The sequence below is a fragment of the Anaeromyxobacter soli genome (genome assembly GCF_022808855.1).
In the GTDB taxonomy this organism is placed as follows: domain Bacteria; phylum Myxococcota; class Myxococcia; order Myxococcales; family Anaeromyxobacteraceae; genus Anaeromyxobacter; species Anaeromyxobacter soli.
The window spans coordinates 129540-144193 of record NZ_JAKZLF010000002.1 but is presented as its reverse complement, the minus strand read 5'-3'; the positions used below and the strand labels follow the sequence as shown (position 1 = coordinate 144193).

Here is a 14654-nt window from a genome sequence, read left to right as displayed (position 1 = left end):
GGAGCGGCGCTACGATGCGGGCGGAGGTTCGCGATTCGCGAACACGACCCAGCCCGGCCAGCCGGCCTTGCGCTCCTCCGCCGGATCGCGGGGCGCGGCCCGGCGGCGAAGGCGCGTGCGACGGTCGAGCTGCGCCGGGCCGTCGACGGATCGCTGCGCGTTCGCCTCGCCGGGCCCTGGCATATCGCGGAGGGCCTGCCGCGCGCGGAGGAGGTGGGGCGCGAGCTGGACCGCGCGCCCGCACCGAGCGTCACGATCGACGGGCAGGGGCTCGCCGCGTGGGACAGCGCCCTCGTGGTGTTCGTCGGCGCCGTGCTCGAGGGCTGCCGCGCCCGCGGCACGCCGGTGGACACCAGCGGGCTCCCGCCCGAGGTCGGCCGGCTCCTCGGGATCGCGCAGGAGTCCGCCGCCCCCGCCGAGCGGGCGGCGCCGAGGCCCGGCGGGATCGAGGGCGTGGGGGTGCGGGCCCTGAAGCGGCACGTGAAGCTGCTCGACGCGGTCGCCTTCGTCGGCGACACCGCGCTCGCGCTCGGGAGGTTCGCGGGCGGGCGCGCCCGCTACCGCTCCCAGGACCTGTGGCTCGTCGTCCAGCAATCCGGCGCCGAGGCGCTCCCCATCGTCGCGCTCGTGAACTTCCTCGTGGGGATCATCCTCGCCTTCGTCGGGATCACGCAGCTCCGGTTCTTCGGCGCGGAGACCTACGTCGCCGACATCGTCGGGATCGCCGTCGTCCGCGACATGGCCGCCCTCATCACCGGCGTGACGCTGTCGGGGCGGAGCGGCGGCGCGTTCGCCGCGCAGATCGCCACGATGAAGGTGACGCAGGAGGTGGACGCGCTGCGGACGTTCGGCATCTCGCCGACCGAGTTCCTGGTCGTCCCCCGCGTCCTCGCCCTCACGGCGATGACGCCGCTCCTGACGCTCTTCGCGGACGCGACCGGCATCCTCGGAGGCGCCGTGGTGGCCACGACGATGCTGCACCAGCCCTTCGCCGGCTACGTGCGGCAGACGGCGCTCGCCGTCACGGCGGGGGATCTCCTGGGCGGGCTCGTGAAGGGCGCGACGTACGGGCTCCTCATCGCGCTCACGGCCACGCTGCGGGGCATGCAAGCGGAGCGCAGCGCGGCCCGCGTCGGCGACGCGGCGACGGAGGCGGTCGTGACGGGCATCGTCTCGATCATCGCCGCCTGCGGCGTCTACCAGTACGTGTTCTTCCTGCTCGGGTGGTGACCGTGGGCGACGAGGTCATCAGCGTACGCGAGCTCACGATGAGGTTCGGGGACCGCGTGGTCATCCGCGATCTCGGCTTCACGGTGCGGCGCGGCGAGATCTTCGTGGTGATGGGCGCGAGCGGCTGCGGGAAGACCACGCTGCTCCGCCACCTCCTCGGCCTCCAGGAGCCCACCGGCGGTGAGGTCCGCTACGGCGGCGAGAGCTTCACGAGCGCGCCCCCGGAGGTGCGGGAGCGCATGCTCCGGCGCGTCGGCGTCCTGTTCCAGGGGAGCGCGCTCTGGACGTCCATGACGCTCGCCGAGAACGTCGCGCTGCCGCTCGAGCAGTTCACCTCGCTCCGCGCCGCGGCCATCCGCGCCGTCGTGCGGCTCAAGCTCTCGCTCGTCGGCCTGCGCGGCTTCGAGGACTACTACCCGTGGGAGCTGTCGGGAGGGATGCAGAAGCGCGCCGGGCTGGCCCGCGCCATCTCGCTCGACCCCGAGATCCTGCTCATCGACGAGCCCTCGGCGAGCCTCGACCCGCCCACCGCGCGCCGGCTCGACGCGCTCATCCTGCAGCTTCGCGACGCGCTCGGCACGACCGCGGTCATCGTCACCCATGACGTCGCGACGATCCTGGGGGTCGGGACGCGGGCGCTGTTCCTCGACGGCGAGGCCCGGCGCGCGATCGCGGAAGGACCTCCGTCCGAGCTGCGCGCGCAGGGGCCGGCGCCGGTTCGCGCGTTCTTCGCCGGGAGCGTGGCCAGTCCGTGAAGGAGGTCTCATGCCGCGGAGGTTGGATCCGAAGTTGGTCGGCGCGTTCGTCATCGCCGCCGTCGCGCTCGGGGTCGTCGCCGCGGTCTACCTCGGCGCCGGCCGCATCCTGCAGGCCCGGGTCCGGTTCGTGGTGGTCTTCTCCGAGGACCTCGCCGGGCTGGAGGTGGACGCGCCGGTGAAGTTCCGGGGCGTCCCGGTGGGGCGCGTCACGAGCATCCACCTCTCGATGGGCTCCGCCACCGAGCCGCTGCGGGAGCTGCGCATGCCGGTCGTGATCGAGCTCAACCAGACGCGGATCCGCGAGATGGGCGGGGAGATCGACCTCTCGGACCCGCGGGCGGTGCGCACCCTCGTCGACCACGGCCTCCGCGCGCGGCTCGCGCTCGAGAGCTACCTCTCGAACCGTCGCTACGTCACCCTCGACATCCTGCCCGACGCGCCGCCCGCGAAGCCGTCACCGCTCCGGCTCCCGTACCCGGAGATCCCGGTCTACTCGGAGCCTGGCCTGGCCGCGCTCCAGGCGGACGCCTCGAAGCTCCTCACCAAGCTCCAGTCCCTCGATCTCGACGGCCTCGTGGCCGATCTTCGCGCCGCCGCGCGCTCGTTCGAGCGGACCGCCGGCGGCGTGGACGCCGCCGTCGCGCGGCTGCCGGGCACGCTGCGTGCGGCGGACGCCGCGATCGCCTCGGTGGGGAGCGCGGCCCGCGCCGTCGACGCGTCCGTGACGCCGCTCGCCGCGGACACGCGCGCCGCGGTCGTCCAGCTCCGCGCGACGCTCGAGCACGCGGAGTCCGCGGTCCGGCACGTGGACGAGCTCCTCGACCCCGCCTCGCCGCTCGCGTGGCAGCTCACGCGCACGCTCGCCGAGCTCCAGAGCACGAGCCGGTCGCTGCGCAACCTCGCGGAGCGGCTCGATCGCGATCCGAGCGCGCTCCTCCGCGGCAGGGCGGAGGACGGGCGATGAGCCGCGCGAACGCGCTCGTGGCGCCGCTCGCGCTGCTCGCGGCGTGCCTCTCGCTCGGCCCGCGACCCGAGCGGACCCGCTACTACCTCCTCGAGGCCGAGGCGACCTCACCTTCCGCGACCCGCCCCGCGCTGCCCGTGCTCGGCGTCGGGCCGGTGCGCCTCCCCGCCTACCTCGACCGGCCGGAGCTCGTGACGCGCGCCGGTCCCGCGCGCGTGGAGGTGGCGAGCGTCGATCGCTGGGCCGCGCCGCTCGACGTCCTCTTCACGCGCGTGCTCGCCGAGGACCTGCGGGTGGCCGTCCCGGCCAGCGAGGTGCTCGGGTGGCCGTGGGCCGTGAGCGCCGCGCCGGAGTGGTCGGTCTCCGTGGACGTGCTGCGGTTCGACGGCGAGCCTGACGGCACCGCCGTCCTCGAGGCGCGGTGGGTCGTGCGCCGGGGTGGCGCGGTCGCGAGCCAAGGGGTGACGACCGCGCGCGAGCGCGGCGCCGGAGCGGAGGTCGCGGCGACGGTCGCGGCGCTGAGCCGGACGATCGGAACGCTCTCCCGGGACGTCGCCGCGGCGCTCGAGGCGAGGTCGGGGACGACGTCGAGGTGATCCCAACGGGAGGCGCTCGTGCGGCCTCCATGGCGGCGACGAGGTCCTCCTCGAGGGACGTCTCCCCGGCGAGCGCCGGTGCTATGGTCCGCCGCTCACGAGGAGACCGCTCATGCCGGACGAGGCCACGCTGGCGAGGACCGTCGCCACCGCCATCCTGGGGATCGACACGCTGTGGGGAGGCGACGTGATGAGCCCCTCCGGCACTGGCCGCTACATCGCGGACTCCTGGTTCTCCGACGAGCCGCTCCCGCAGGCGTACACGCACGCGGCCGCGGCGCGGCTGCGGGAGACGGGTGGCGTCGCCGCGCCGGCGCCGGACGCGGCCGCCCTCGACGCCTACCTCGCGGCGGTGGACGTGCCGGGCGCGATCGACGCGCTGGCCGCCGACGCCCGCGCCCTGGGCGGCCTGCGCGGCGCCTTCCTCGCGGGGCAGGCCGAGTCGCTCCGCGTGATGTGGGAGCTCGTGGAGGAGCTGCGCGGGCGCGGGCCGAAGGTGCCCTACGAGCGGTGCGTGGTCGCCTCCACCGGGAAGCCTCCCGAGCCGTCTCGGCCGGAGACGAAGCGGCAGCTCCTCGCGGAGCTGCTCGGCGTGGACGGCCGGCCGGAGCCGCTCCTCGCGGCCGTCGACGCCTGGCGTGCCGAGCGGCTCGTCCCCCGCAAGGCAATCAAGCTCCTCGCCGACGGCTTCATCGCAGAGCTCGAGGAGGGCACCCGCCGGCACGTGGTGCCGTACCTCCCGCCCTCGCTCCACGCCGTGCCGCGCGCGAACATCGAGTTCCTGCCCATCGAGAACGCCTGGTTCTCGGGCTCGATGAACTACGTCGGAAGGGCGCGCGACGCGCGAGGCGCGCCGCTCTACGAGGCGACCTACGAGATCAACGCCGCGCTCGAGATCTCGGTCCCGGAGTTCCTGGACCTCGTCTCGCACGAGGTGGTCCCCGGCCACGTGACGAACTTCGCGCTCGCCCAGGCCCTCTACGTCCAGGGGAAGCTCGGCTTCGAGGGCACCGTGCTGACGATGAACACGCGGGGCGCCGCGCTGTCCGAGGGGCTCGCCAACAACGCCGTCCTGATGGCGTTCGGCGTCAAGGAGGTCGCGGAGCTGCCCGACCGCGATCTGCGGATCGGCACGCTCCTCGCGCTCCTCCAGGACGACGCCAAGAACCAGTCGTCCTGGCTCACCTGGGAGGAGGGCCGTCCGCAGGACGAGGTCGCCCGGGTGCTCCGGGGCGAGTACCTGTGCTCCGAGGAGCGCGCCGGAAAGCTCTCCGGCGCCTGGGGTCGCCACCCGCTCAACGGGCGCATGTACCTGCCGGCGTACCGGGCCGGCACGGAGAAGGTGGCCGAGCTCCGGCGCCGCCACCCTCCGGAGCGGATCATCCCCGCGCTCTACCAGGTGCTCGGCCTCGTGGACGTCGTCACGATCGATCGCGTGCTGTGAGGCCGTCGCCGGCGGGGTGAGCTCGGGCAAAGGGCGCCCCGCGCCGGCGAGGCGCCCTGTCCTCCAGGCCGCGCGGCCCGGCACGCGCAAGCGAGGCGCCGACCGGTCCCTTTCGGGGCCCGGAGGGTCCTGGGGTATCCTCGCCGGCGAATGAGCTCGAGCTTGTCGCCCGTGTGGCGGGACTACCGGGCGCGCCGCCGGGTGCTCGCCGCCGCGATCGTGGGTTTCGCGCCGGTGCTGGGATGGGCGACGAGGCTGTTGCCGGAGCTCTCCGGCAGCGCCACGCCGGGGCACGTCCTCCTCGCCGCCTGGATCACGGCCTCCGCCGGCGCGGCGATAAGGTTCGCCTCGTTCCGCTGCCCTTTCTGCGGATGCCACTTCCACTGGACGATCTGGGTGGCGAACCCGTTCTCGGACGCGTGCCTCCATTGCGGGTTTCGCAAGTGGCGCGACCCGCACGCCGCGCGCGCGTTCGCGCGACGCTGAACCCCGGACGTTCCCGGCCCGAGCCGCCTGAGCGCTCGGGCGGACGGGGCCGTCCCCCTGACGCGCTCGCTCGCTCTCGGTCGGGCCTGGGGGGGCGGCGGCTCCGCCCCGCGATGGACCGGCGCCGCAGGCGGGGTGTGGCAAAAACTGCCAGGTGACACGGCCGGCTCGGGCATCGTCGCCCGGCGTGGCCCGCGCGTACAGTCACGGGCGCGTCCACACCCGATCTACCGAGGTGCGTCCATGATGAGCCCGTCACGGCCCTTCCTCGAAGCGCGAGACTTCCTCCTCGCCCACCGGACCGACTACGAGCAGGCCTACCGGGAGTTCCGGTGGCCGAAGCTCGTTCAGTTCAACTGGGCGCTCGACTATTTCGACGAGCTGGCGAAGGGGAACGACCGCCCGGCGCTGTGGATCGTCGACGAGGGCGGCAAGGAGGTGAAGCTCTCCTTCGCCGAGCTCTCCCGGCGCTCGGGTCAGGTCGCGAACTTCCTCCGCGCGATGGGCGTCCGCCGGGGCGACGCGGTCCTCATGATGCTCGGGAACGTCGTGCCGCTCTGGGAGGTCATGCTCGCCTGCATGAAGCTCGGCGCGGTGATCATCCCCGCCACGACGCTCCTCACCACCGACGACCTGAAGGACCGCTTCGAGCGCGGCAAGGTGCGCCACGTGATCGTCGGCGAGGCGGACACGTCGAAGTTCGACGCGCTGCCCGGCGACTACTCGCGCATCGTCGTGGGGCGCGAGCGCTCCGGCTGGACGAGCTACGAGAGGGCGGGCGGCGCCCTGGCGCAGTTCACGCCGGACGGCCCCACGGCGGCGGACGAGCCGCTGCTCCTCTACTTCACCTCCGGCACGACCGCGAAGCCGAAGCTCGTGCTCCACACGCACACGAGCTATCCGGTCGGTCACCTCTCGACCATGTACTGGATCGGCCTGATGCCGGGCGACGTGCACTACAACGTCAGCTCGCCGGGCTGGGCGAAGCACGCCTGGAGCAACCTCTTCGCGCCGTGGAACGCGGGCGCCACGGTGTTCATCTACAACTACGCGCGGTTCAACGCGAAGGCGATGCTCGACGTCGTCACGCGCTGCGGGGTCACCTCCCTGTGCGCCCCGCCGACCGTGTGGCGGATGCTGATCCAGGAGGACCTCGCGAGCCACCCGGTGAAGCTCCGCGAGCTCGTCGGCGCGGGCGAGCCGCTCAACCCCGAGGTGATCGAGCAGGTCAAGAAGGCCTGGGGGATCGTCATCCGCGACGGCTACGGCCAGACCGAGACCACCTGCCAGATCGGCAACTCACCCGGACAGAAGGTGAAGCCCGGGTCGATGGGCCGGCCGCTGCCGGGCTACCGGGTCGCGCTGCTCGGCGACGGGGAGCAGCCCGCGCGCGAGGGCGAGATCTGCCTCTCGCTGGAGGAGCGCCCGGTCGGGCTCATGACGGGCTACAAGGACGACCCCGCGAAGACCGCGCACCTGCTGCGCAACGGCCACTACCACTGCGGCGACGTCGCCTCGGTGGACGACGAGGGCTACTACACCTACGTCGGCCGGATGGACGACGTGTTCAAGTCGTCCGACTACCGCATCAGCCCCTTCGAGCTCGAGAGCGCGCTCATCGAGCACGAGGCCGTGGCCGAGGCGGCGGTCGTGCCGAGCCCCGACCCGCGCCGCCTCTCCGTCCCGAAGGCGTTCGTCGTGCTGAGGGACGGCTACGAGCCGAGCCGGGAGCTGGCGCTCTCGATCTTCCAGCACATCCGCAAGGTGCTCGCCCCCTACAAGCGCGTCCGCCGGCTCGAGATCGCGGACCTCCCGAAGACCATCTCCGGCAAGATCCGCCGCACCGAGCTCTCCCGCCTCGAGAAGCAGCGGCACGAGTCGCCCGACGCTCGCGGCGAGCGCGAGTTCTTCGAGGAAGACTTCCCCGAGCTGAAGGCGAACCCGTGACCATCGCGACCGGCGAGCTCACGCCCGTCACCGAGGATCGGCCGAAGCACAAGGTCCGCATCGTCACCGCCGCGGCGCTGTTCGACGGCCACGACGCCGCCATCAACATCGTGCGGCGGATCCTCATGGACCGGGGGGCCGAGGTCATCCACCTCGGCCACAACCGCTCGGTCGACGAGATCGTCACGGCGGCGCTGCAGGAGGACGCCCAGGGGATCGCCATCAGCTCGTACCAGGGCGGCCACCTCGAGTTCTTCAAGTACGTGGTGGACTCGCTGCGGCAGCGCGGCGGGGAGGACATCCAGGTGTTCGGCGGCGGCGGCGGCGTCATCGTGCCCGCCGAGATCCGGGAGCTGCACGCGTACGGCGTCGGGCGCATCTACAGCCCCGAGGACGGCCAGCGCATGGGGCTGCCCGGGATGATCGGCGAGATCGTGAAGCGCTGCGACACGGGCCCGTCGCCGCTCGCCCCGAGGACGCTCGACGCCGTCACCGGCCACTCCGACGCCGCCTGGCGGGCCCTCGCGCGGCTCGTCACCGCCCTCGAGAACGGCGACGCGGACCCGAAGCTCGTCATGGCGCTCCACGCCCAGTCGCGCACCCGCCGCGTGCCGGTGGTCGGTGTCACCGGGACGGGCGGCGCGGGGAAGTCGAGCCTCACGGACGAGCTCATCCGGCGGCTGCGCCTCGACCAGGACGACGCGCTGCGCATCGCCGTCGTCAGCATCGACCCGTCGCGGCGGAAGAGCGGCGGCGCGCTGCTCGGCGACCGCATCCGCATGAACGCCATCGGCCCGTGGACGCACGGCCCGCGCGTCTACTTCCGGAGCCTCGCCACCCGGGACACGGGCAGCGAGGTGAGCCGGGGGCTGCCGGACGTGGTCGCCGCCGCGAAGGTCGCCGGGTTCGACCTCGTGATCGTCGAGACCCCCGGCATCGGCCAGGGCGACGCCGCGATCGCGCCGCTCGTCGACGTGCCGCTCTACGTCATGACCCCGGAGTTCGGCGCGGCGAGCCAGCTCGAGAAGATCGACATGCTCGACTTCGCCGAGCTCGTCGCCATCAACAAGTTCGACCGCCGGGGCGCGGCGGACGCCCTGCGCGACGTCTCGAAGCAGGTGCAGCGGAACCGCGGCGCGTTCGATCGCCCGCTCGACGAGATGCCGGTCTTCGGCACCATCGCGAGCCGCTTCAACGACGACGGCGTCACGGCGCTGTACCAGGCGCTCCGCCCGCGCCTGCGCGAGCTGGGCCTTCCGCTCCGCGAGGGCCGGCTGCCCGAGGTCCAGACGCGCCACAGCACGCACCAGATCCCGCTCGTGCCCAGCGGGCGGGTGCGCTACCTCGCCGAGATCGCGGACGGCGTCCGCGGCTACAAGCGCCGCGCGCGCGAGCAGGCGGCGCTCGCGCGGGAGGCGCAGCAACTCCGCGCGGCGCAGCGCATGGTGCGCGCGGCCGATCCGGACCACCCGGCGCCCGCCGAGGCGCTCGAGCCGCTCGCGCAGGCGCGCGAGGCCCGCCTCGATCCCGGGGCGAAGAAGCTGCTCGCGTGCTGGCCCGAGCTCGTGAAGGCGTACGCGGGCGACGAGTACGTCGTGAAGGTCCGCGACCGCGAGGTGCGGACCCGGATCGTCCACACCTCCCTGTCCGGGACGAAGATCCGCAAGGTCGTCCTGCCCCGGTTCGAGGACGACGGCGACCGGCTCGCCTGGCTGATGCTGGAGAACGTGCCGGGCGCCTTCCCCTACACGGCGGGCACGTTCCCGTTCAAGCGCGAGAACGAGGATCCGACCCGCATGTTCGCGGGGGAGGGGGACGCGTTCCGGACCAACCGGCGCTTCAAGCTCGTCTCCCAGGACATGCCCGCGAAGCGGCTGTCCACCGCCTTCGACTCGGTGACGCTGTACGGCTGCGACCCGGACCCGCGCCCCGACATCTACGGGAAGATCGGGAACTCCGGCGTCTCGATCGCGACGCTCGACGACCTGAAGGTGCTGTACTCCGGGTTCGACCTCTGCGACCCCGCGACGTCCGTCAGCATGACGATCAACGGCCCGGCGCCGGCGATCCTGGCGATGTTCATGAACGCCGCCATCGACCAGCAGGTCGAGCGGTTCGCCGCCGAGCACGGGCGGGAGCCGACGGTGGCCGAGGCGGCGGCGCTCCGCGCCCGCGCGCTCTCGAGCGTGCGCGGCACGGTCCAGGCCGACATCCTCAAGGAGGATCAGGGCCAGAACACCTGCATCTTCTCCACCGAGTTCAGCCTGAAGGTGATGGGCGACATCGCCGAGTACTTCGTGCGCCACAAGGTGCGCAACTTCTACTCGGTGAGCATCAGCGGCTACCACATCGCGGAGGCGGGGGCGAACCCGATAAGCCAGCTCGCGTTCACGCTCGCGAACGGCTTCACGTTCGTCGAGGCCTACCTCGCGCGCGGCATGCACATCGACGAGTTCGCGCCGAACCTGAGCTTCTTCTTCAGCAACGGCATGGACCCGGAGTACACGGTGCTCGGCCGCGTGGCGCGCCGCATCTGGGCGGTGGCGATGCGCGACCGGTACGGCGCGAACGAGCGCAGCCAGAAGCTGAAGTACCACATCCAGACCTCGGGCCGGTCGTTGCACGCGCAGGAGATCGCCTTCAACGACATCCGCACGACGCTCCAGGCGCTCGTGGCGATCTACGACAACTGCAACTCGCTCCACACGAACGCCTACGACGAGGCGATCACCACGCCGACGGAGGAGAGCGTCCGCCGGGCGATGGCGATCCAGCTCATCATCAACCGGGAGTGGGGGCTCGCGAAGAACGAGAACCCGAACCAGGGTGCGTTCGTGATCGACGAGCTGACGGAGCTCGTGGAGGAGGCCGTGCTCGCCGAGTTCGAGCGCCTCGCGGACCGCGGGGGCGTGCTCGGCGCGATGGAGACCGGCTACCAGCGCAGCCGGATCCAGGAGGAGAGCATGCACTACGAGATGCTCAAGCACACCGGCGAGTACCCCATCGTCGGCGTGAACACCTTCCGCAACCCGCACGGCGACCCGGTCTCCGACCACATCGAGCTGGCGCGCTCGACGGAGGAGGAGAAGCGCTCCCAGCTCGACCGGCTCCGGGACTTCCACGCGCGCCACGCGGACGAGGCGCCGCTCGCGCTGCGCCGCCTCAGGCAGGCGGTCCTCGAGGGCCGCAACGTCTTCGAGGTCCTGATGGACGCGGTCCGCGTGTGCTCGCTCGGTCAGATCACGGCCGCGCTCTTCGAGGTCGGCGGGCAGTACCGGCGCAACATGTGATTGGAGGTCAGCCATGAAGGAATACACCGCACCCCTCCGCGACATGCAGTTCGTCCTGCGTGAGCTCGCCCCGATCGACGAGGTCGCCCGCCTGCCGGGCTGCGGCGAGGTGAACCTCGAGCTCGCGGAGGCGATCCTCGCCGAGGCCGGGAAGTTCGCCGCCGGGGTCCTCTCGCCCCTCAACGTCGTGGGCGACCGCGAGGGGGCGCGGGTCGTCGCCGACGGCGAGGTCGTCACGGCCACCGGCTGGCGAGGCGCGTACCGCAGCTTCGTGGAGGGGGGCTGGAACGCCCTCTCCTGCAGCCCCGAGTACGGAGGCCAGGGGGTCCCGCGCCTCGTCTCCGCGCTCGTCGAGGAGATGTGGAACGCGGCGAACCTCTCGTTCGCGCTCTGCCCGATGCTCACGCGCGGCGCGATCGAGGCGCTCGAGCTGAAGGGCTCCGAGGAGCTGAAGGGTCGGTACCTGCCGAAGCTCACCTCGGGCGAGTGGGCCGGCACGATGGTGCTCACCGAGCCGCAGGCGGGCTCCGATCTCTCGGCGGTGCGCACCCGCGCCGTGCGGCAGCCGGACGGCAGCTACCGCCTCGAGGGGCAGAAGATCTTCATCACCTACGGCGAGCACGATCTCGCCGAGAACATCGTCCACCTGGTCCTCGCCCGGACGCCCGACGCCCCCGAGGGCGTCAAGGGCATCTCGCTGTTCGTGGTGCCGAAGTTCCTCGTGAACGCCGACGGCAGCCTCGGCGCGAGGAACGACGTCCGCTGCGTGTCGCTCGAGCACAAGCTCGGCATCCACGCGAGCCCCACCGCCGTCCTCGCCTTCGGCGACAAGGACGGCGCGGTCGGGTGGCTCGTCGGCGAGGAGAACCGCGGCCTCGAGTACATGTTCATCACCATGAACGCGGCCCGGTTCTCGGTGGGCCTGGAGGGCGTCGGCATCGCGGAGCGCGCCTACCAGCTCGCGCTCGCCTGCGCGCGGGAGCGCCTCCAGGGGACGGAGCTCGGCACGCGGAGCAAGGAGAAGGTGGCGATCCTCCGCCACCCGGACGTCCGCCGGATGCTCCTGCTCATGAAGTCGCGGACCGAGGCCATGCGCGCCGTCGCTTGCGTCACGGCGGCGGCGATGGACACGGCGCGCTGCCACCCCGAGGCGGAGCAGCGCGCGCGCAGCCAGGCGTTCGTCGAGCTCATGATCCCGATCGTGAAGGCCTGGAGCACCGACAACGCGATCGACATCGCGTCGCTCGGGATCCAGGTCCACGGCGGCATGGGCTTCATCGAGGAGACCGGGGCGGCGCAGCTCTTCCGCGACTCCCGGATCACCTCGATCTACGAGGGCACGAACGGCATCCAGGCCATCGACCTCGTCGGCCGGAAGGTCGCGCGCGACGGCGGAGAGACGATCCGCCGGGTGATGGCCGAGATGCGCGAGGTCGTGACGCGGCTCGAGCAGGAGAAGAGCGAGACGCTCTCCGCGATCGCGGCGCGGCTGCGCGACGGCGTCACCGCCCTGGAGCAGGCGGTGCAGTTCGTGGTCGCCACGTTCGGACCCGACGTGCGCCGCGCCGCCGCCGGCGCCGTGCCGTTCCTCGAGCTCTTCGGCACCGTCGCGGGCGGCTGGCAGATGGCCCGCGCCGCCCTCGCGGCGCACCGGCACCTCGAGGCGGGCACCGGCGAGGCCGGCTTCCTCCGTGCCAAGATCTCGACGGCCCGCTTCTACGCCGACCACGTGCTCGTGCGCGGCGGTGGGCTCGCGCGGACCGTCGTCGCCGACGCCGACGCGGTGCTCGCCCTCCCGGACGACCAGTTCTGACGGCCGTCGCTCGCTCGGGCCGAGCCCGCCGCAGGCAGCGTGCGCCGCGGCAGGGCTCGGCCCGAGCGGATGTTGCACCGGGGGGGGCGGCGGCGCGCCTGAGCGCGGGCGGGCCCGGACTCAGCCGCGGGCAGAGGCGGGCGCGGACGGCGCGTCGTCGGAGCGCGGCGCGAGCTCGGCCTGGCGCCGGCGGTACTCGCCCGGCTGCACCCCGCTCCAGCGCTTGAACGCGCGGTGGAACGCGCTCGTCTCCTGGAAGCCGAGCGTGGCGGCGATCTCGGCGACGCTCAGGCGGGTGCCGCACAGGTGATGGACGGCCGCGTCCCGCCGCAGCTCGTCCTTGATGCCCTGGTAGCTCGTCCCCTCCGCGTCGAGCCGGCGGCGGAGGGTCGTCGGCGCGACGTGGAACTCGCGCGCGACGTCCTCGAGCCGGGGCCACTCCAGCTGGCCGATGCTCCGGCGGAGCCGGCGGCGCAGGCGCGCCGTCCAGCTCTCCTCGTTCGTGTACTTGAGGAACACCGACTGCGGCGCCGTGCGCAGGAAGGTCTTCAGGCTGCTCGCGGTCTGACGGATCGGCAGCGCGAGGAGCTGCGCATCGAACCGGATGGCCGTGCGCTCCGCGTCGAACCGCAGCCGCTGCGAGTACATGACCGTGTACTCCTGGGCGTAGGGGGGACGCGGGTGCGCGAACTCCGCCGTCGTGAGCGGGATGCGCCGTCCCGCGAGCCAGCACATCAGCCCGTGGACCATGATGAGGAACGTCTCGTCCGCGAAGCGGCGGGCGGAGGCGTCCGCGATGCCGTTCGTCACGACGACGACCGCGTCCCGCCCCTCGACGCGCAGCTCGGCGCGGACGTCGTCCAGGAACACCGCGAACCCTCTCAGCATCCGCCGCAGCGCCCGCTCGAGCGTCCCGGCGTGCAGGACCGCGTGGCACAGCAGGGCGAAGCTGCCGCACTTCATCCGCCGGCGATCGAGGCCGAAGAACTCGTCGTCGAGCTCGCGGTTCACGGCGAGCCAGAGGGCGGAGAAGGACTCGGCCGGCACCCGCGCATGGGGCGTCGCGAGGAGGTCGGCGGGGATGCCGGCGGACGCGAGGACCCGCGCGCGCGCGTCGCCGGAGAGCCCGGCGACGGCGGCGCCGACGAAGTGCATCGAGACGGTGTGCTTTTGCATCGCTCTCGGGCCGGTTCGGGGGCCCCGATGGTACAGCGCCCCTGCGCCGACTGGCAAAAACCGCCAGCCGGCGCGGCGCGCCGGGCATCGCGCCCGCCGTCCGCGGCTGCGTAGAGTCGAAAGGAGCGAGGGAGGGACGGCATGCCGCTGAAGCTGCTGGTCACCGCGAAGCGCGTCGAGGATCCGGAGTCACGGATCCAGGTCAAGCCGGACGGCACGGGGATCGTGACCGAGGGCGTGAACTACAAGCTGAACCCCTTCGACGAGATCGCCGTCGAGGAGGCGCTGCGGCTCGAGGAGCAGCACGGGGGCGAGGTCGTCGTCGTCTCCATCGGCGGGGCGCGGGCGGTGACCGAGCTCCGCGCCGCGCTCGCGATGGGGGCGGACCGCGGGATCCACGTCCGGCACGACGGCCCCCTCGACCCGGTCGTCGTGTCCGCCCTCCTCGCGAAGGTGTTCGAGCAGGAGAAGCCCGACCTCGCCATCCTGGGGAAGCAGTCCATCGACGACGACCAGAACCAGGCCGGCCAGTACCTCGCGGAGCGGCTCGGGCTGGGGCAGGCGACCTTCGCCTCCAAGCACGACAGCCTGGAGAGCGAGGCGGAGCAGAAGCGGCTGCCCGGCCTCGCCGTGTCCGCCGACGGGACGCGCGTGACCGTCGTGCGCGAGGTCGACGGGGGCGTCGAGACGCTGGAGGTCCGGCTCCCGGCGGTCGTCACGACGGACCTCAGGCTCAACAAGCCGCGGTTCGCGTCGCTCCCGGGGATCATGAAGGCGAAGAAGAAGGAGATCCGCGAGATCCCGGCCGCCTCGCTCGGCGTGGACCTCACGCCGAAGGTGGCCGTGAGGAAGCTCGCGGCGCCGCCCGCCCGCAAGGGCGGCGTGAAGGTCGCGGACGTGGACGAGCTCGTCCGGAAGCTCCGCGACGAGGCGAAGGCGGTCTAGGGGGA

11 protein-coding genes are annotated in these 14654 nt (G+C 72.7%); 10 read left to right on the top strand and 1 reads right to left on the bottom strand.

Features of this window, described 5'->3' with window-relative positions; genetic code table 11:
* Nucleotides 1–213 precede the first annotated feature (213 nt).
* The 9 genes from MLV88_RS24435 (at nucleotide 214) to MLV88_RS02780 (ending at nucleotide 12528) form a co-directional block, all read left to right on the top strand.
* A complete protein-coding gene (locus tag MLV88_RS24435) occupies nucleotides 214–1230 on the top strand; it encodes an MlaE family ABC transporter permease (RefSeq protein WP_242332934.1) in 1017 nt (338 codons plus the stop codon).
* A gap of 2 nt (nucleotides 1231–1232) precedes the next feature.
* Nucleotides 1233–1985, top strand: a complete 753-nt coding sequence (locus MLV88_RS02815; RefSeq protein WP_242332932.1) for an ABC transporter ATP-binding protein — start codon at nucleotides 1233–1235, stop codon at nucleotides 1983–1985.
* Nucleotides 1986–1995: 10 nt separating this feature from the next.
* A complete protein-coding gene (locus tag MLV88_RS02810; protein WP_242332930.1) occupies nucleotides 1996–2952 on the top strand; it encodes an MlaD family protein in 957 nt (318 codons plus the stop codon).
* Nucleotides 2949–3548, top strand: coding sequence for a PqiC family protein (locus tag MLV88_RS02805; protein WP_242332928.1), 600 nt, complete (start codon nucleotides 2949–2951; stop codon nucleotides 3546–3548). The genes MLV88_RS02810 and MLV88_RS02805 overlap by 4 nt, the downstream gene beginning before the upstream one ends.
* Nucleotides 3549–3660: 112 nt before the next feature.
* Nucleotides 3661–4992, top strand: coding sequence for a hypothetical protein (locus MLV88_RS02800; RefSeq protein ID WP_242332926.1), 1332 nt, complete (start codon nucleotides 3661–3663; stop codon nucleotides 4990–4992).
* Nucleotides 4993–5142: 150 nt separating this feature from the next.
* Nucleotides 5143–5478, top strand: coding sequence for a hypothetical protein (locus MLV88_RS02795; protein ID WP_242332925.1), 336 nt, complete (start codon nucleotides 5143–5145; stop codon nucleotides 5476–5478).
* 246 nt (nucleotides 5479–5724) lie between these two features.
* Nucleotides 5725–7425: an AMP-binding protein gene (locus MLV88_RS02790; RefSeq protein ID WP_277957193.1), complete on the top strand. Its 1701-nt coding sequence runs from the start codon at nucleotides 5725–5727 to the stop codon at nucleotides 7423–7425.
* A 2-nt stretch (nucleotides 7426–7427) separates the two neighbouring features.
* Nucleotides 7428–10715, top strand: a complete 3288-nt coding sequence (gene icmF, locus MLV88_RS02785) for a fused isobutyryl-CoA mutase/GTPase IcmF (RefSeq protein ID WP_242333168.1) — start codon at nucleotides 7428–7430, stop codon at nucleotides 10713–10715.
* Nucleotides 10716–10728: 13 nt separating this feature from the next.
* Nucleotides 10729–12528: an acyl-CoA dehydrogenase gene (locus MLV88_RS02780; protein ID WP_242332923.1), complete on the top strand. Its 1800-nt coding sequence runs from the start codon at nucleotides 10729–10731 to the stop codon at nucleotides 12526–12528.
* A 120-nt stretch (nucleotides 12529–12648) separates the two neighbouring features.
* Here MLV88_RS02780 and MLV88_RS02775 read toward each other — a convergent pair whose 3' ends face one another.
* Entirely contained in the window at nucleotides 12649–13704 is a 1056-nt protein-coding gene (locus tag MLV88_RS02775; protein ID WP_242332922.1) for an AraC family transcriptional regulator, read from the bottom strand.
* 141 nt (nucleotides 13705–13845) lie between these two features.
* On the opposite strand from MLV88_RS02775, the gene MLV88_RS02770 reads away from it, so the two are divergent.
* Nucleotides 13846–14649: an electron transfer flavoprotein subunit beta/FixA family protein gene (locus MLV88_RS02770; protein WP_277956809.1), complete on the top strand. Its 804-nt coding sequence runs from the start codon at nucleotides 13846–13848 to the stop codon at nucleotides 14647–14649.
* Nucleotides 14650–14654: the final 5 nt, after the last annotated feature.